General features: G+C 62.9%; 14 protein-coding genes. 11 read left to right on the top strand and 3 right to left on the bottom strand.

The features are described from left to right. Nucleotide 1: 1 nt before the first annotated feature. Both argS and ACNQP3_RS27395 read right to left on the bottom strand, forming a co-directional pair. The gene (argS, locus tag ACNQP3_RS27400) at nucleotides 2-1,738 is read right to left on the bottom strand and encodes an arginine--tRNA ligase (RefSeq protein WP_012274641.1); all 1,737 of its coding nucleotides are present in this window, start codon (nucleotides 1,736-1,738) and stop codon (nucleotides 2-4) included. A 120-nt stretch (nucleotides 1,739-1,858) separates the two neighbouring features. Beyond that, nucleotides 1,859-4,078, bottom strand: coding sequence for a primosomal protein N' (locus ACNQP3_RS27395; protein WP_060493001.1), 2,220 nt, complete (start codon nucleotides 4,076-4,078; stop codon nucleotides 1,859-1,861). Between the two features lie 167 nt (nucleotides 4,079-4,245). Here ACNQP3_RS27395 and rpmE point away from each other — a divergent pair, with 167 nt between their 5' ends. From rpmE to ACNQP3_RS27380, 3 genes are all read left to right on the top strand, one after another. After that, nucleotides 4,246-4,461: a 50S ribosomal protein L31 gene (gene rpmE / locus ACNQP3_RS27390; RefSeq protein ID WP_012274639.1), complete on the top strand. Its 216-nt coding sequence runs from the start codon at nucleotides 4,246-4,248 to the stop codon at nucleotides 4,459-4,461. A 2-nt stretch (nucleotides 4,462-4,463) separates the two neighbouring features. Then, on the top strand, nucleotides 4,464-5,285 hold the full coding sequence (locus ACNQP3_RS27385) for a thermonuclease family protein (protein ID WP_012274638.1): 822 nt from the start codon (nucleotides 4,464-4,466) through the stop codon (nucleotides 5,283-5,285). Nucleotides 5,286-5,462: 177 nt separating this feature from the next. Next, nucleotides 5,463-6,731: a malic enzyme-like NAD(P)-binding protein gene (locus tag ACNQP3_RS27380; RefSeq protein ID WP_041166616.1), complete on the top strand. Its 1,269-nt coding sequence runs from the start codon at nucleotides 5,463-5,465 to the stop codon at nucleotides 6,729-6,731. Nucleotides 6,732-6,914: 183 nt separating this feature from the next. Here the strand turns inward: ACNQP3_RS27380 and ACNQP3_RS27375 are convergent, their stop codons facing one another. Then, on the bottom strand, nucleotides 6,915-9,365 hold the full coding sequence (locus ACNQP3_RS27375; protein WP_370739375.1) for a penicillin-binding protein 1A: 2,451 nt from the start codon (nucleotides 9,363-9,365) through the stop codon (nucleotides 6,915-6,917). A 181-nt stretch (nucleotides 9,366-9,546) separates the two neighbouring features. Here ACNQP3_RS27375 and pilM point away from each other — a divergent pair, with 181 nt between their 5' ends. From pilM to ACNQP3_RS27335, 8 genes are all read left to right on the top strand, one after another. Beyond that, nucleotides 9,547-10,428 (top strand): type IV pilus biogenesis protein PilM, encoded by an 882-nt coding sequence (pilM, locus tag ACNQP3_RS27370; RefSeq protein WP_012274635.1) that lies wholly within the window; start codon nucleotides 9,547-9,549, stop codon nucleotides 10,426-10,428. Beyond that, nucleotides 10,425-10,961, top strand: coding sequence for a PilN domain-containing protein (locus tag ACNQP3_RS27365; RefSeq protein ID WP_012274634.1), 537 nt, complete (start codon nucleotides 10,425-10,427; stop codon nucleotides 10,959-10,961). Before pilM ends, ACNQP3_RS27365 begins: the two co-directional genes overlap by 4 nt. Then, nucleotides 10,958-11,968: a pilus assembly protein PilP gene (locus ACNQP3_RS27360; protein ID WP_012274633.1), complete on the top strand. Its 1,011-nt coding sequence runs from the start codon at nucleotides 10,958-10,960 to the stop codon at nucleotides 11,966-11,968. The genes ACNQP3_RS27365 and ACNQP3_RS27360 overlap by 4 nt, the downstream gene beginning before the upstream one ends. Next, nucleotides 11,898-13,160: a type IV pilus secretin PilQ gene (locus ACNQP3_RS27355; RefSeq protein ID WP_264316631.1), complete on the top strand. Its 1,263-nt coding sequence runs from the start codon at nucleotides 11,898-11,900 to the stop codon at nucleotides 13,158-13,160. The genes ACNQP3_RS27360 and ACNQP3_RS27355 overlap by 71 nt, the downstream gene beginning before the upstream one ends. Nucleotides 13,161-13,164: 4 nt before the next feature. Beyond that, on the top strand, nucleotides 13,165-13,683 hold the full coding sequence (gene aroK / locus ACNQP3_RS27350; protein ID WP_041166614.1) for a shikimate kinase AroK: 519 nt from the start codon (nucleotides 13,165-13,167) through the stop codon (nucleotides 13,681-13,683). 95 nt (nucleotides 13,684-13,778) lie between these two features. Next, nucleotides 13,779-14,876 (top strand): 3-dehydroquinate synthase, encoded by a 1,098-nt coding sequence (gene aroB / locus ACNQP3_RS27345; RefSeq protein ID WP_041166613.1) that lies wholly within the window; start codon nucleotides 13,779-13,781, stop codon nucleotides 14,874-14,876. Nucleotides 14,877-14,891: 15 nt separating this feature from the next. Further along, entirely contained in the window at nucleotides 14,892-16,496 is a 1,605-nt protein-coding gene (locus ACNQP3_RS27340; RefSeq protein WP_012274629.1) for an AAA family ATPase, read from the top strand. A 129-nt stretch (nucleotides 16,497-16,625) separates the two neighbouring features. Next, entirely contained in the window at nucleotides 16,626-16,850 is a 225-nt protein-coding gene (locus ACNQP3_RS27335) for a hypothetical protein (RefSeq protein ID WP_141729057.1), read from the top strand. Nucleotides 16,851-16,861: the final 11 nt, after the last annotated feature.

Here is a 16,861-nt window from a genome sequence, read left to right as displayed (position 1 = left end):
CTTACATGCGCTCCAGGGTTTCCAGGCCGAGCAGTTCCAGACCTTGTTTGAGGGTACGGCCGGTCAGGGCGGCCAGGCGCAGGCGGCTCTGCTGCTGTTCCAGGGTTTCGGCGGCGAGGATCGGGCAGTTCTCGTAGAAGCTGGAGAACAAGCCGGCCAAGTCGTACAGGTAGCTGCACAGCACGTGCGGCGTGCCTTTGTCGGCGACGTTGTTGAGGATTTCGCCAAACTGCGCCAAGCGTGCGGCCAGGTCCTGCTCGTGGGCCGCCTGCAATACGATGTTGCCTTCAACTTCGTCAAAGCCCTTGCCCAGCTTGCGGAACACGCCGGCTACGCGGGTGTAGGCATACAGCAGGTAAGGCGCGGTGTTGCCTTCGAAGTTGAGCATCAGCTCGAAGTTGAAGCTGTAGTCGCTGGTGCGGTGCTTGGACAGGTCGGCGTATTTCACCGCGCCAATGCCCACCACTTCGCCGATGTGGCGCAGTTCGGCTTCGGTCAGGCTCGGGTTCTTTTCCTTGACCAGCGCGTAGGCGCGCTCCTTGGCCTCGGTGAGCAAGTCGATCAGCTTTACGGTGCCGCCGTCACGGGTCTTGAACGGGCGGCCGTCAGCGCCGTTCATGGTGCCGAAACCCATGTGCTCCATTTGCATCGGGTGGCCGACAAAGCCTGCGCGGCGTGCCACTTCGAACACCTGGTTGAAGTGCAGGGCCTGGCGCTGGTCGACGAAGTACAGGGCACGGTCAGCGTTGAGTACGTTGCTGCGGTAGCGCACGGCGGCCAGGTCGGTGGTGGCGTACAGGTAGCCGCCGTCGGCTTTTTGCACGATCACCGGCAGTGGCTCGCCTTCGCTGTTCTTGAATTCTTCGAGGAACACGCACTGGGCGCCTTGGCTTTCGACCAGCAGGCCCTTGGCCTTGAGGTCGGCCACCACGTTGGCCAGGTCGTCGTTGTACGCGCTTTCGCCCATCACGTCGGCCATGGTCAGCTTGACGTTGAGCAGCTCGTAGGTCTTCTGGCAGTGCGACAGCGAGATGTCCTTGAAGCGTGTCCACAGGGCCAGGCACTCGGGGTCGCCGGCCTGCAGCTTGACCACCAGGCCACGGGCGCGAGTGGCGAACTCTTCCGATTCGTCGAAGCGTTTCTTCGCCGCCCGGTAGAAGTTTTCCAGGTCTGACAGCTCGTCACTGGTGATCGGGTTTTCCTGCAGGTAGGCCATCAGCATGCCGAACTGGGTGCCCCAGTCGCCGACGTGGTTCTGGCGAATGACGTTGTCACCCAGGAATTCCAGCACGCGCGCGACGCTGTCACCGATGATGGTCGAGCGCAGGTGGCCGACGTGCATTTCTTTGGCCAGGTTCGGCGCCGACATGTCGATGACGACCTTTTCGCTCGGGCCAGCTTTGCGCACGCCCAGGCGGGCGTCGGCCAGGGCGGCATCCAGGCGGTTGGCCAAAGCGTCGGTGTTCTGGAAGAAGTTCAGGAAGCCGGGGCCGGCGATCTCAACCTTGCTGATGTCGGCGCTGGCCGGCAGGGCATTGATCAGTTTCTCGGCCAGGTCGCGCGGCTTCATGCCAGCCGGCTTGGCCAGCATCATGGCGATGTTGCTGGCGAAGTCGCCGTGGGTCTTGTCCCGGGCGTTTTCCACCTGGATCGCCGGCGACAGCCCTTCAGGCAGCACACCGTCGTTGACGAGTTGGGTGAGGGCTTGCTGGATCAGCTGGCGAATGGTGTCTTTCATGGGGATCTCTTTTCGACCGCAAGCGCGGTGAGCGCCTGGATGCGCAGGTGGAAAAACTGGGCATTATCCGTTGCTGGAAGCGGGTTGCCAACCTTTGGGGCTGCAAAGCAGCGCCAGAGGTCAGTACAGGTCGACCGGGTCGACGTCCAGCGACCAACGCACCTGGCGCCCGCTCGGCATTTGCTCCAACACTAGCAACCAGGCGCTGATCAGTCGATGCAAAGGGGCCCGGGTATTGGCCTGTATCAACAGTTGCGCGCGGTAGCGCCCGGCGCGGCGTTCCATGGGCGCCGGCACCGGGCCCAGCAGCTCTATGCCTGGCAGGCGTTGTTCGGCCACCAGGCGCTCGGCGGCGGCGCAGGCTTCGTCGAGGAAACCTTCGGCCTGCCCCGGCTTGTGCGCTTCGGCACGCAGCAGGGCCAGGTGGGAGTAAGGTGGCAGCCCGGCGGCGCGGCGTTCATCCAGGGCCTGTTCGGCAAAGGCAAAGTAGCCCTGCTCGGTCAACTGCACCAGCAGTGGATGGTCGGCCAGGTGGGTCTGGATGATGACCTTGCCGGGCTCTTCGGCCCGCCCGGCCCGTCCGGCTACCTGTACGATCAGCTGCGCCATGCGCTCGCTGGCGCGAAAGTCACCCGAGAACAGCCCGCCATCGGCATCGAGGATGGCCACCAGGGTCACCCGGGGGAAGTGGTGGCCCTTGGCAAGCATCTGCGTACCGACAAGGATGCTCGGCTGGCCGCGCTGAATGGTATTGAACAGGTTGTGCATGGCGTCCTTGCGCGCCGTGCTGTCGCGGTCCACGCGCAGGATCGGGTAGTCCGGGAACAGCACCTTCAGACGTTCTTCGGCACGTTCGGTACCCGCACCGACCGGGCGCAGGTCGACGTGATTGCACTGCGGGCACTGGTGCGGCAGGCGTTCGTCATAGCCGCAGTGGTGGCAGCGCAGCACGCCAGAGCGCTGGTGCACGGTCATGCGCGCATCACAGCGCGGGCACTCGGACAGCCAGCCACAATCGTGGCACAGCAGGGTCGGGGCGAAGCCGCGGCGGTTAAGGAACACCAGCACTTGTTGGCCGGCCTCCAGGGTCTGGCGGATGGCTTGTTGCAACGGGCCGCTGATGCCACTGTCCAGGGGCAAGCTCTTTACATCCAGGCGCAGCATGCGCGGCGGACGGGCTCCGCCAGCGCGCTGGTTCATGCGCAGCAGGTGGTAGCGGCCGGTTAGGGCGTTGTGCAAGGTTTCCAGCGACGGCGTGGCAGAACCGAGCAGGATCGGGATGTTCTCCTGGTGGGCGCGTACCATTGCCAAGTCTCTGGCGTGGTAGCGCAGCCCTTCCTGCTGTTTATAGGAGCCGTCGTGCTCTTCGTCGATGATGATCAGGCCGGGGTTTTTCATCGGCGTGAACAGTGCCGAGCGGGTGCCGATGATGATGTCGGCCTCGCCGTCGCGAGCGGCCAGCCAGGCGTCCAGGCGCTCGCGGTCGTTGACCGCCGAATGCAGCAGGGCGATGCGGGCATTGAAGCGTTGTTCGAAGCGCGCCAGGGTCTGTGGGCCGAGGTTGATCTCCGGGATCAGCACCAGTGCCTGCTTGCCGGCCTCCAGCGTCTCGCGGATCAGTTGCAGGTAGACCTCGGTCTTGCCGCTGCCGGTGACGCCGGCCAGCAGGAACGCGCCGAAGCCGTCAAAGCCTTCTCGCACGGCGTCGAAGGCATTGCGTTGCTCTTCGTTGAGCGGGAGTTCCGGCTGTGCCAGCCAGTGCTCATGGCGTAGCGCCGGCAGGTGCCGGCGCACCTCGATCTGAACCAGCTCCTTGGCCAGCAGCAAGTCGAGGCTGTCCTTGTTCAGGTTGAGCTTGGTCAGCAGGCTGTGGGCCACGCCGTGCGGGTGCTGGGCCAGGGTCTTCAGGGCGTCGCGCTGGCGCGGCGCGCGGGCGATGCGCGGGTCTTCCAGGCGGGCGCCGGGGGCAATGTGCCAGAAGCGTTCCTGGCGCATTTCAGCGGGTTCGCCCTGGCGCAGCAGCGTGGGCAAGGCCCAGCTCAGGGTGTCGCCCAGGCTGTGCTGGTAGTACTGGGCTGTCCACAAGCAGAACTTGAACAGCGACGCCGGGATGGGAGACACCGGGTCGAGCAAGGCGCTGGCCGGCTTGAGTTTGTCGGCGGGCACTTCACTCTGCGTGCACACCTCCACCAACACGCCGATCATTTCGCGGCGACCGAAGGGCACGCGAATGCGCATGCCCGGGGTCAAGGTCTGGCGTGCCATGCTCGCCGGCGCCTTGTAGTCGAACAGGCGACGCAGCGGGGAGGGCAGGGCAAGGCGCAGGATGACGTCGGACACGCAAAAAGTCTCGGAGGGCGTTACAAGAACTGGCGAGCCTAGCAGACGACGGTCGGTGCAAGCGACATCTTGCGCTGACGGTGTGCTCTGGTATTATTCGCCGCCTAATTACGTGCGGTATTCAACAATTGGTGTTGGGTGGCGGCACGCAGCTCGAGGAAGTGACCATGAAAGAAGGTATCCACCCGAACTACGAAGTAGTTGCAGTCACCTGCAGCTGCGGCAACAAGTTCGAAACCCGTTCGACCCTGGGCAATGTCCTGTCGATCGACGTTTGCAACCTGTGCCACCCGTTCTACACCGGTAAGCAGAAAGTCCTGGACACCGGTGGTCGCGTACAGAAGTTCGCCGACCGCTTCGGTATGTTCGGTACCAAGAAGTAATCATGCGCATGGCGAATCCTTCGGGCTTCGCGTTGTTGCTGAAGAAGGCGCCCCTTGTGGGCGCCTTTTTTGTGGCCGCTATCTGGCATTCTTCGGCCCATGCGTTCTGCCCGCTGCCAGGCAAGCCCCAGTTGGTAGCGGTGCGACAGGTGGTCGATGGCGATACCTTGCGCCTGGCCGATGGCCGCAGTGTGCGGCTGATCGGTATCAATGCTCCGGAAATCGGCCGCAAAGGGCGCAGCAGCGAGCCCTATGCCGAGGCAGCCAAGCGGCGCCTGCAGGCGTTGGTTCAGGAAAGTGACGGGCGTGTCGGGCTGGTGCCTGGCGTTGAATCCAAGGACAAATACGGCCGCACACTGGCGCACGTCTATGGCCGTAATGGCAACAATCTGGAAGCACAGTTGCTTAGCGAGGGCTTGGGTTATCGCGTGGCGGTTGCCCCCAATGTGCGCCTCAACGGCTGCCAGCAGCTCGCGGAGCAAGCCGCGCGCAAGGCGGGTAGCAACCTGTGGCGCCGTTCGCCCGTGGTGCCCGCAAGCGCTGTCAGGCAGTCGGGTTTTGCTTTGGTCGGTGGCCGCATCAAGGGCATCGAGCGCAACCGCGGCGGGGTCTGGCTGACCCTGGACGATGCTGTGGTGCTACAGGTTCCCGCTCGTCTGCAGCGCAACTTCCCTGCCAGCTTCTTCGATAACCTCAAAGGACGCCAGGTCGAAGCGCGTGGTTGGGTGCTGGATCGTTCCCGCAGGGGCGGCCTCAAGCCTGGGCAGCGACGTTGGGTGTTGCCATTGACCGATCCGAGCATGTTGGAGCGAATTTCAGGCTAAAAGATGTAGACATTTCGCTATTGGATTGTACACACTGTGAGCCGTATGCCCCGTGGGTTATAGCGTAAAGTCGTAGGCTAAAGGCCTTGACACAAGTGACCGACCAGTCTTGTGACTCCCCGGCTCTTTGCGTATCCTCGGCGGTCCGTCAGAACAGTAAATAGCGGAATGCCCACCATGTCAGACCTGAAAACCGCCGCTCTCGAATATCACGCTCAACCTCGTCCGGGGAAACTGAGCGTCGAACTCTCCAAGCCCACTGCCACCGCCCGTGACCTCGCCCTGGCCTACAGCCCAGGTGTTGCAGAGCCGGTACGCGAAATTGGCCGTGATCCAGAGCTGGCTTACAAATACACCGGCAAAGGCAACCTGGTTGCGGTGATTTCCGATGGCACCGCCATCCTCGGTCTGGGTGACCTCGGCCCACTGGCTTCCAAGCCGGTCATGGAAGGCAAGGGTGTTCTGTTCAAGCGTTTCGCTGGTATCGATGTATTCGACATCGAGGTCGAGTCGGAAAGCCCGCAAGCGTTCATCGACACCGTCCGCCGCATTTCGATCACCTTCGGTGGCATCAACCTTGAAGACATCAAGGCCCCTGAGTGCTTCGAAATCGAGCGCACCTTGATCGAGCAGTGCGACATCCCGGTGTTCCACGATGACCAGCACGGTACCGCCATCGTTACCGCCGCCGGCATGATCAACGCCCTGGAAATCGCCGGCAAGAAGCTGGAAGACGCCAAGATCGTCTGCCTCGGCGCCGGCGCTGCCGCCATCTCCTGCATGAAGCTGCTGGTGAGCATGGGTGCCAAGGTCGAGAACATCTACATGATCGACCGTAGCGGCGTGATCCACGCTGGCCGTGACGACCTGAACCAGTACAAGGCGCAGTTCGCCCACGCTACTGACAAGCGCACTCTGGCCGATGCCCTTGACGGTGCCGACGTGTTCGTAGGTCTGTCCGGCCCGAACCTGCTGAGCCCGGAAGGCCTGAAGTCGATGGCTGCCAACCCAATCGTGTTCGCCTGCTCGAACCCGGATCCGGAAATCTCGCCAGAGCTGGCGCACGCCACTCGCAGCGACGTGATCATGGCTACCGGTCGTTCCGACTACCCGAACCAGGTCAACAACGTACTGGGCTTCCCGTTCATCTTCCGTGGTGCCCTGGACGTTCGCGCCAAGCGCATCAACGAAGAAATGAAGATCGCCGCTGCTATCGCCCTGAAAGACCTGGCCAAGCTGCCAGTGCCTAAGGAAGTGTGCGAAGCCTACGGTGTCGAAGGCCTGGAGTTCGGTCGTGAGTACATCATTCCGAAGCCGCTGGACGCACGCCTGATCACCGTCGTTTCCGACGCCGTGGCCAAGGCCGCCATCGAATCCGGTGTGGCTACCCTGCCGTATCCGAAGCACTACCCGCTGACCAGCGTGGATGAAGTGTTCAACGGCTGATTGCCGCTGTAGCAACATAAAAAAGCCCCGGCTCGGATGAGCCGGGGCTTTTTGTTGTGCCGTGGAAATGTTTCAGGGTGGCAAGGTGCTTGTGATGAGACTGTTGGCGCCTATGAGATCGAGCGCCGCGCGGGCGGCGCTCGATTGGCGCGCCCACGCAAATCCTGAGTCAGACACCCTGCTTCAGAACAGATCCATCGGCGCTGCTTCATCGGCTGGCAGCGGGCTGCCCGGTGCCGCGCCATTGCCCAGCTCGTCCACCGATGGCGGCGAGTCTTCGGCCTTGAACAGCTCGAAGTAGGCATTCGGTGTGCTCGGCGAGGCGGCGCGCCCGCTGACCGGGTCCACCCGCAGGCTGAGGATGCCTTCCGGTTCTGCTGGCGCATGCGCCGGTTTGTCCTTGAGCGCCGCGCCCATGAAACTCATCCAGATCGGCAGCGCCGCCGTACCGCCGTACTCGCGGCGACCGAGCGTTTCTGGCTGGTCGAAACCGACCCACACGGTCGTCACGTAGTCGGCGTTGTAGCCCGAGAACCAGGCGTCCTTGGATTCGTTGGTGGTACCGGTCTTGCCCGCCAGGTCGGTACGGCCCAAGGCCAGTGCCCGGCGACCGGTACCGCGCTTGATCACGTCCTGCAGCATGCTGGTGAGGATGTAGGTGGTACGCCCGTCGACGATCTGTTCGGCTATCGCCGGCGCTTGTGGTGCAGTTGCCACCTGACTGAAGGCAGGCGGTGCTTCGCCTGGCATGGCGGCGGTGCTGATTGGCTGCTCGGGTGCGGCCAGGCCAGCCTGGTCCTCGGCACCTTGCGGTACGCGGGCTGGGTTGGAAGTAAACAGCGTCTCGCCGCTGCGGCTTTCGATGCGGTCGATCAGGTAAGGGGTGATCTTGTAGCCACCGTTGGCAAAGGTGCTCCACCCGGTGGCGATTTCCATCGGGGTCAGGGTGGCGGTACCCAGTGCCAGCGACAGGTTGCGCGGCAGGTCCTGCTTGTTGAAGCCGAACTTGGCGATGTAGTCGATGGTGCGGTCCACGCCCATGGCCTGCAGCAGGCGGATCGACACCAGGTTGCGCGATTTGTACAGCGCCTCACGCATGCGGATCGGGCCGAGGAAGGTGTTGGTGTCGTTCTTCGGCCGCCACACTTTATCCACCGACTCGTCAACGAACACGATCGGCGCATCGTTGACCAGGGTGGCGGCGGTGTAACCGCTGTCCAGCGCGGCGCTGTAGATGAATGGCTTGAAACTAGAGCCAGGTTGGCGCTTGGCCTGCATGGCGCGGTTGTAGTTGCTCTGCTCGAACGAGAAGCCGCCGACCAGGGCGCGGATGGCGCCGTTGTAGGGGTCAAGGGTAACCAGTGCACTCTGCGCACCGGGCACCTGGCTGAACTTGAACTTGCCATCTTCCAGACGTTGCAAGCGCACCAGGTCACCGACCTGTGCCACGTCGGAAGGCGACTGCGGTGTGCGCCCCTGGGCGTTGCTGTTGATGAACGGGCGCGCCCATTTCATGGTGTCCCAAGCAACCTGTGCTTCCTGGCCGTCACGGGTCAGCACTTTGAGGCCGGTTTTTTCAACTTGAGTGACAATGGCTGGCTCCAGGCCGCCGAGGGTGCGTTGTTTGCCCAGTTCCTGCAGCCAAGCTGCCTGGGTACGGCCCGGGAAGCGTGCTTCAGGGCCGCGGTAACCGTGGCGTTCGTCGTAATCGGAAAGCCCGTTGAGGACGGCCTTGTTGGCCATTTCCTGCATGTCGCTGGGCACGGTGGTCGTGACGCGGAAGCCCTCGGTATAGGCATCGCTGCCGTAACGGCCGACCATTTCCGCGCGGGCCATTTCAGCGATGTACGGGGCATTCACTTCAGGCGTCGGTACGTGGTAGCTGGCGTTGAGCGGCTCGGCCAAGGCGGCCTGGTAGCTGGCCTCGTCGATCTTGCCCAGCTTGTACATGCGGCCGAGGATCCAGTCGCGGCGTTCCTTGGCACGTGCCGGGTTGGCCAGTGGGTTGAAGCGCGACGGTGCTTTGGGCAGGCCGGCGATCATCGCCATCTGCGCCAGGCTCACGTCACGGATCGACTTGCCGTAGTACACCTGCGCAGCGGCGTCGATACCGTAGGCGCGGTTGCCCAGGTAGATCTTGTTCACGTACAGCTCAAGGATTTCGTCCTTGGTCAGCTCACGCTCGATTTGCAGGGCCAGCAGGATTTCGTTGGTCTTGCGCGAGAAGCTGCGCTCGCTGGTGAGGAAGAAGTTCTTCGCCACCTGCATGGTGATGGTGCTGCCGCCGGTCTGGATGTGCCCGGTTTTCACCAGCTGGGTCGCGGCACGCATCAGGCTGCTGGGGTCTACACCATAGTGGTTGAGGAAGTTGTCGTCCTCAGCTGACAGCAGCGCCTGAATGAATTGTGGGGGAATTTCCGCGAAGCGGATCGGCGAGCGGCGCATTTCGCCGAATTCGGCAATCAGCTTGCCGTCGCTGCTGTACACCCTGAGTGGGATCTGCAACTGGATGCTTCTGAGTGACTCGACCGAGGGCAGGCTGGGGCTAAGATACAGAAACGCACCGCTCACACCGAGTACGAGCGCGCAGATGACTGCGACGGATGACCACCAGAAGAACTTCAGCAGACGTATCAAGGCTTTTCGGTGTCCAGGTTGGGAGTGGATTGCACGCGGGTCCGGCGGACCAAAAAACGCTGGGCATTATAAGCATTTTTTCGCCTCTCCGGGTTACCGGCCAGGCTACCCGTCGCCTCGATGGATAGCCTCGGCCCAGTGTTGCCGCGGGGTTGCCACAGACAGCAGGGAAGTCGCGATGCTTGGACGCTTCGGCAAGGATGCCGGTTCACTCGTGGGGGTGGAAATTGCCCCGGATGCCGTTCGCATGCTGCAACTGCAGCAGCGCAATCGACGCTGGCGGGTGGTGGGGTCGGCACAAGAACCGCTTATGGCACCGCTGGGTGATGATTGGGTGGCGGAGCCTGATGCAGTGGTGGCTGCGTTACAGCGCGCCTACCAGCGTAGCGGGCTCAAGCAGCGCCGGGTGGCGCTGGCATTACCGGCCAGCCAGGTCATCTGCAAACTGTGCCACCTGCCTGCGCAACAGAACGAAGCGCAGTTGGAGGCGCGGTTGCTGGCCGATGCTGAGCGGCTGTTTCCGTTTCCACTGGAAGACCTGGCCCTGGATTTTCAGGTCTTGGGGGCTTCCAGTGTTCAGCCAGGCTGCAGTGAGGTGATGGTTGCTGCCTGTCGGCAGAGCGCGCTGGCGTCACTTGAATCAGTGGTCGAGGCGGCGGGCTTGCAGTTGGAAGCCGTCGAGGTCGACAACATTGCTTTGTGCCGCATGTTGCCACGGGGCGGCTCGGAGGGGGCGGCGTTGTTGCGTGTCGACGCTCGCAGCCTGACCCTCTATGACTGGCTGCCGGGCAGGGTATACCAGCGCCGTGAGCTGCCAGTCTCCGGTTTGGAGACTAGCGGGCTGTTGCCAGAGCATTTGCAGGCGCTGCTGACCGACAAAAACCTGCCTGCGGGCTTGTGGATTAGCAGCAGCTCAGCGATTGACTCAGGCTGGTTGCAAGGGCTTGGCAATCGGCTGAACCTGCCGTGCAGGTGCCTGCCCGGCCTGACGGGGCTTGAGCATGTCGATGGGTCGATGCTCCTGGCCTGTGCCTTGGCCGTGGGAGGGTTGCGCCCATGATGCGGTTAAACCTTCTGCCATGGCGTGAACGGCAGCGTCAGGCTGCGCTGCGGCGTTTTCGCGGCCAGCTGGTTGCTGGCGCTTTACTGGCCTTGTGCGCCGTGATGCTGGTCGATCAATTGGCCCGCCAGCGCGGGCAGCAGCAGGCGCTGGCCAATACCCAGTTCCAGGCTGCCCTTGAGGAGCTGGACGAGCAGTTGCGGCCGCTGGCCGATGTACGCACGCAGCATGCAGCATTGCTCGCCCGGGCCTCGGCGCTGGAAGGCTTGCGTGCCCACCAGGGGATGTTGGCCGGTCTGTTCGCTGACCTTGAGGGGGCTTTGCCTGAAGGTGTGCAACTCCTTGAGCTCAGCCTTGAAAGCGGCCGCCTGCAGATGACCGGCTTGGCTGCATCCGGTGCTGTGGTTGCGCAGTTCATGCGTGACTTGAACCGCTCGAGCGTTTTGCTCGATTTGGAACTCAAGCGCATCAAGAGCCTGCCGGGCGGCGATGAATTCCTGCTGACCGCGCGCGTTTCGGCGTTTTGGTCGTGAGTACTGCACAGCTTCTCGCTTGGTTGGCTGTGGTCGAGCGCTCCGATCGCTGCCGACGACTGGCGCCAGCGCTGGTAGCCGCTGTGTTGTTCAGCCTGGGCTGCGCGATGCGCCTGCCGGCACTGATTCAGCAGCAGTCACGCGAGGATGTCAGGTACGCCGAATTGAATCAGAGGCAGGCAGCCAGTGCATTGCGGTTGGCCGAGCTTGAGCAGTTGCGGGCTGCTGTGGTGGCCGCCGAGCAGCGGTTGCAGGAGGCGCGCTGGCAACTGGCTGGCGGGGAGGGCATGAGTGACCTGCTTGAGCGCCTGGCGGTGACGGGGCATGCGCAGGGTTTGCTGGTCGAGCGCCTCGATGTCGATAAGGGCGAGCAACAGGCTGGTTTGCGCAAAGTGCCGCTGGAGTTGCAAGTGGTGGGGCGTTACTCAGCCTTGCGGTTGTGGTTGGACGACTGGTTGGGGCAGGTGCGAGTGCTGCACAGCGATGACATGAGCCTGGCTGCTGTTGATCGCCAGCCTGGGCTGTTGCGCCTGCGGTTGCGGGTTTATGCCTATGACGCGCCCGCACCCATGAAGGCACCTGCGATGCTGGCGCGGCTACCGGCAAGGGCTGCAATGGCTGCGCCTGCCGTAGACCCGTTTGCCCCTGTGGCGGCGCGGTTGACCGCAACGGGGCTGGCCGGTGTGCCGCTGGCGCAGCTGGAGATGGTCGGTAGCCTGGCGCGCGGGGCGGCACGCGAAGCATTGCTGATGGCGGCTGGCAGGCTTTACCGCGTGCGCCCAGGTGACCGGGTAGGGCGTGATCAGGGGGTGGTGGCGTACATCGACCAACGTCAGGTCGAAGTGCGGGAGCGGCTGTTCATGGCGGGGGAGTGGCACGAACGCACGGCGTTCATCACCCTTGCCAAGCGCCTGGGCAAGGAGGCCTCGGACCAGAATGAAAACGTGGATGAAATATCTGCTGGCAACCCTGCTGTCGGTTCCGCTGGCGTCGGCGACGTCTTATGAGGGTGAGCCGCTATCGTTGAACTTTCAGGATGTAGAGGTGCGCGCGGTACTGCAGGTACTGGCGGACTATGCCGGGGTAAACTTGGTAGCCAGCGATGCGGTGCAAGGCAACGTCACGATGCGCTTGCAGGACGTGCCGTGGGATCAGGCACTGGACCTGGTGTTGCGCAGCAAGGGCCTGGCTCGGCGCCAGGAGGGTAATGTGCTGTTGGTGGCGCCTGCCGCCGACTTTGCCGCACAGTCAGCCGAGACCCGTGCGGGGCAAGTGCTGGAAGCGCAGTTGCAACCTTTGCGTCGGGAACTGCTGCCTATTCACCACGCCAAGGCTGCCGATTTGGCGGAGTTGCTACAGGCGAGCCTGGTGGGTGACGGTATTCTCACGGGTAGCCTGAGTGTCGATGAGCGCACCAATACCCTGGTGGTGCACCTGCCTGCCGGCCGCCTGGCCGAATTGCGGCAACTGGTGACGCAGTTGGATGTGCCGGTGCGCCAGGTAGCGATCGAGGCGCGTATCGTCGAGGCCAACGTCGATTACGAAAAGAGCCTGGGGGTGCGCTGGGGCGGGCCGCTATACGGCGCGCAACTGCGGCCAGGCAAAGAATTGTTCGTCGATCTCGGCGTCGAGCGTGCCGGCGGCAGTATCGGCCTTGGGTTATTGCGCGGGGACGTGTTGCTGGACCTTGAGCTCAGCGCCATGGAAAAGAGTGGTAACGGCGAGATCATTTCGCAGCCCAAGGTGGTCACGGCCGACAAGGAAACGGCGAGGATCCTCAAGGGAACCGAGGTGCCTTACCAGGAAACCAGCCAAAGCGGTGCGACCTCGGTATCTTTTCGCGAAGCGTCGCTGTCGTTGGAAGTTACCCCGCAGATCACCCCGGACAATAAGGTGATCATGACCGTCAGGGTGACCAAGGACGAGCCGGATTACGTCAATGCCTTGAACAACGTACCGCCGATCCGCAAGAACGAGGTAAATGCCAAGGTTCGTGTGGCTGATGGCGAAACGATCGTGATTGGTGGCGTTTACTCGACTTCGCAAAACAATGTGGTCGACAAGGTGCCATTTTTCGGCGATCTGCCGTATGTTGGGCGGCTGTTTCGACGCGATGCATTACAAGAGAAAAAATCCGAGCTGCTGGTCTTCCTGACTCCGCGTATCATGAGTGACCAGGCGATTGCTGTGAGTCGTTGATTCTGTGCGAAATTTGATACTTGTGGGGCCCATGGGCGCTGGTAAAAGCACCATCGGACGCCTATTGGCCAAAGAGCTGCGCCTGCTGTTCAAGGATTCCGACAAGGAAATCGAACTGCGATGCGGCGCCAACATCCCGTGGATTTTCGACAAGGAAGGCGAGCCGGGTTTCCGTGATCGCGAGCAAGCGATGATCGCCGAGCTGTGCGCGCTCGACGGCGTGGTCCTGGCCACCGGCGGCGGCGCGGTGATGCGTGAAGCCAACCGTCAGGCGCTTTATCGGGGAGGCCGGGTGATCTACCTGCATGCTTCGGTGGAGCAGCAGGTCGGGCGCACCGCGCGCGACCGCAACCGCCCGCTGCTGCGTACCGCCAATCCCGAGGCAACCTTGCGTACCTTGCTGGAAACCCGCGACCCGCTCTACCGCGAAATCGCCGACCTGGTCGTGGAAACCGATGAGCGGCCGCCACGCATGGTGGTGATCGATATTCTTGAGCGCTTGCAGCAGTTGCCGCCCCGTTAACCCGGGACTATTCTCGGCCACCAGCCGGGGCGAGGTTCAACGTTACCGCGCAGGTTGCCCGAATGGCGCCGCGCCCAAGTACATTGTGGGGATACATGCAGACACTAAAGGTCGACCTGGGCGAGCGTAGCTACCCGATCTACATTGGCGAAGGCCTGCTGGACCAGCCCGAACTGCTGGCGCCGCACATTGCCGGCCGGCAGGTTGCCATCGTTTCCAACGAGACCGTCGCCCCCCTGTATCTCGAACGCCTGAGCAAGACCCTGGGTGCCTACTCGGTACTGCCGGTGGTGTTGCCCGATGGCGAAGCCCACAAGAATTGGGAAACCCTGCAACTGATTTTCGATGGCTTGCTGACAGCCCGCCATGATCGTCGCACCACCGTGGTCGCCCTGGGCGGCGGCGTGATCGGCGACATGGCCGGCTTCGCTGCCGCTTGCTACCAGCGCGGTGTCGACTTCATCCAGGTGCCGACCACCCTGTTGTCCCAGGTCGACTCTTCGGTGGGCGGCAAGACCGGCATCAATCACCCGCTGGGCAAGAACATGGTCGGTGCCTTCTATCAGCCCAATGCGGTACTGATCGATACCACCAGCCTCAAGACCCTGCCCGCGCGCGAACTGTCCGCAGGCCTGGCCGAAGTGATCAAGTACGGCCTGATTTGCGACAAACCGTTCCTCGCCTGGCTCGAAGACAATATGCAGGCCCTGCGCGCCCTCGACTCGGCAGCCCTGACCGAGGCCATCCGCCGCTCCTGCGCGGCCAAGGCCGCAGTAGTGGGGGCTGACGAGCGCGAGTCGGGCGTACGGGCCACGCTGAACCTGGGGCATACCTTCGGGCATGCCATCGAAACCCACATGGGCTATGGCGTGTGGTTGCACGGCGAGGCCGTGGCGGCGGGCACGGTGATGGCCCTGGAAATGTCCATGCGTCTTGGCTGGATCGACCAGGCCGAGCGCGATCGCGGTATCCGCCTGTTGCAGGATGCAGGTTTGCCGGTGGTGCCACCACAGGAAATGACCCCGGCGCATTTCATGGAGCACATGGCGGTCGACAAGAAGGTGCTCGACGGTCGTCTGCGTCTGGTGCTGTTGCGCCAGATGGGCGAGGCCGTGGTGACCGACGACTATTCGAAAGAGATTCTACAGGCCACGCTGTCGGCGGATTACCGCGCGATCGTGGCCCAGCTTTGAGGTTGTGACAGCGCAATGACCAGTTTGCATGCCGATGAGGCCTTTCTCGACCATTACCAGTTGAGCCACGATCCGTTCGCGCCCCGCGTGCCCGGTTTCAAGTTCTTCCCGGCCCAGCGCAAGCCCGTGCTCGGCCAACTGCACCACCTGGCGCGCTACAGCCAGTTGATGCTGGTGGTCAGCGGCCCGCTGGGCAGCGGTAAGTCGCTGCTGCGCCAGGCCTTGGTGGCCAGCACCAACAAACAGGCTGTGCAAAGTGTGGTGGTGTCTGCCCGCAGCGCCAGCGATGCCTCCAGCATGCTCGCCCACGTCGCCCAGGACCTTGGTGTGGCCCAGCCTGAAGTGCAGGCGATCCTGTCCAAAGTGGTGCAGCTGGCACTGACCGGGCAGGAAGTGTATTTGCTGGTGGACGATGCGGAACAACTCGACGAGTCGGCACTCCAAGCGTTGCTGGAATTGGCGGCGGGGGTGCCGGAAGGGCGCCCGCACGTGTTCCTGTTCGGTGAGCCATCGCTGATTGCCGGGCTGGACGAGCTCAATGTCGAGGAAGAACGCTTCCACATCATCGAGCTTGCCCCCTACAGTGAGGAAGAAACCCGCGAATACCTGGAGCAGCGCCTGGAGGGCGCCGGCCGGGGCATCGAGGTGTTCAGCCGTGAACAGATCGCCGATATCCATGAAAACTCCGACGGTTGGCCTGGCAATATCAACCAGGTCGCCCGTGACACTTTGATCGAAGCCATGATCGCCAGCCGCTCGACGGCCAAGCGACCATCCATGGGGTTCAAGATGCCTAAAAAACATGTGCTCGCGCTGTCCGCTGTGGTCGTGGTCGCCGTTGCGGCTGCAGTATTGATGCCCAAGAAAAGCGACAAGGCCCCCGCCGAAGCGCCAGCCGCCCAGGCTCAGTTGCCACTGGGCGACGGCAAGCAGGGTGCTGCCATCGAGTTCTCTGGCTCGTCCCAGCCCATGCCGCTGCCGCTGGTTGGCCAGTCGCAGCCGGTGATGCGCGAGCCGTTGGCCCAGGCCGCAGGCATGGGCGAGGGCGAAGAAGGCAGCCCGGCAGGTGATACCGCCCTGCAGCCTGGCAACCCACCACCTACCGTGACTACCATCGCGCCGCCGCAAGGTGTGCCGGCAGGCCCGGCCCCCGCGCCTGCTCAGCCAGTCGCCAGTGCGCCTGTGCAGCCGGTTGCGCCTGCGCCAAAGCCTGTTGCAACCCAGCCCGTAAAACCGGTTGCGCCTGCCAAGCCTGCTCCCGCGCCGACCCAGGTTGCCGTGGCCAAGCCGGCCGCCAAACCTGCCGAGAAACCAGCGGCCGCTGGCGGTGGCAGCGGTGGTTGGTACGCGGGGCAGAAGCCAGGTAATTATGTGGTGCAGATCCTCGGCACCAGCTCCGAAGCTTCGGCCCAGGCATACGTCAAGGCCCAGGGTAGCGACTATCGCTACTTCAAGAAAAACCTGCAGGGCAAGCCACTGTATGTAGTCACTTACGGCAGCTTCGCCAACCGCGACGCAGCGGTTGCAGCAATCAAGAACTTGCCAGCGAAGGTCCAGGCTGGTAAACCTTGGCCACGTACCGTGGGCAGCGTCCAACAAGAGCTGGCCACGGCCCGCTGATACCTTCCGGGCGGCATCACCCCGCCGCCCTGTAGCTAAGCGAATTCTAGCTTTCGACTAGCCTGCTGCGCCCGAGCGCGGCAGGCTTTTCTGTCCCAGACTGCCGGCCACAAGCCCCTAGTTGCAGTCATGGCTGAAACGCTTCAGACTCAAGCCAAGCCGCTATCACGGCGCATGGCGCAAAAACATTCAAAATTGCGACATAAATTTTCAATGGTGAGACATGAAAATTTGTGGGCATCGCTGTCGCTGTGCAACAATGGTTTTCCATGGCCACCGCAAAAAAGCTGGCGTTTGATCGGCGTGGATGGTAAGTGGTTGTTAAAAAAGAGATTTGCCTCCGTTGAGAGGTGAACCTGGTGAGA

The sequence above is a fragment of the Pseudomonas sp. LFS074 genome, assembly GCF_047978165.1.
GTDB lineage: Bacteria > Pseudomonadota > Gammaproteobacteria > Pseudomonadales > Pseudomonadaceae > Aquipseudomonas > Aquipseudomonas putida_P.
The sequence above is the reverse complement of the archived record's forward strand: the minus strand, read 5'-3'. Positions and strand labels throughout refer to the sequence as shown.

What these genes read in the sequence shown, in the direction of transcription:
- ACNQP3_RS27365 (WP_012274634.1), top strand. Translation starts at nt 10,425, where the DNA reads ATGATGCGGTTAAACCTTCTGCCATGGCGTGAACGGCAGCGTCAGGCT.
- ACNQP3_RS27335 (WP_141729057.1), top strand. Translation starts at nt 16,626, where the DNA reads ATGGCTGAAACGCTTCAGACTCAAGCCAAGCCGCTATCACGGCGCATG.
- rpmE (WP_012274639.1), top strand. Translation starts at nt 4,246, where the DNA reads ATGAAAGAAGGTATCCACCCGAACTACGAAGTAGTTGCAGTCACCTGC.
- pilM (WP_012274635.1), top strand. Translation starts at nt 9,547, where the DNA reads ATGCTTGGACGCTTCGGCAAGGATGCCGGTTCACTCGTGGGGGTGGAA.
- aroB (WP_041166613.1), top strand. Translation starts at nt 13,779, where the DNA reads ATGCAGACACTAAAGGTCGACCTGGGCGAGCGTAGCTACCCGATCTAC.
- ACNQP3_RS27385 (WP_012274638.1), top strand. Translation starts at nt 4,464, where the DNA reads ATGCGCATGGCGAATCCTTCGGGCTTCGCGTTGTTGCTGAAGAAGGCG.
- ACNQP3_RS27340 (WP_012274629.1), top strand. Translation starts at nt 14,892, where the DNA reads ATGACCAGTTTGCATGCCGATGAGGCCTTTCTCGACCATTACCAGTTG.
- ACNQP3_RS27355 (WP_264316631.1), top strand. Translation starts at nt 11,898, where the DNA reads ATGAAAACGTGGATGAAATATCTGCTGGCAACCCTGCTGTCGGTTCCG.
- ACNQP3_RS27380 (WP_041166616.1), top strand. Translation starts at nt 5,463, where the DNA reads ATGTCAGACCTGAAAACCGCCGCTCTCGAATATCACGCTCAACCTCGT.
- argS (WP_012274641.1), bottom strand. Translation starts at nt 1,738, where the DNA reads ATGAAAGACACCATTCGCCAGCTGATCCAGCAAGCCCTCACCCAACTC.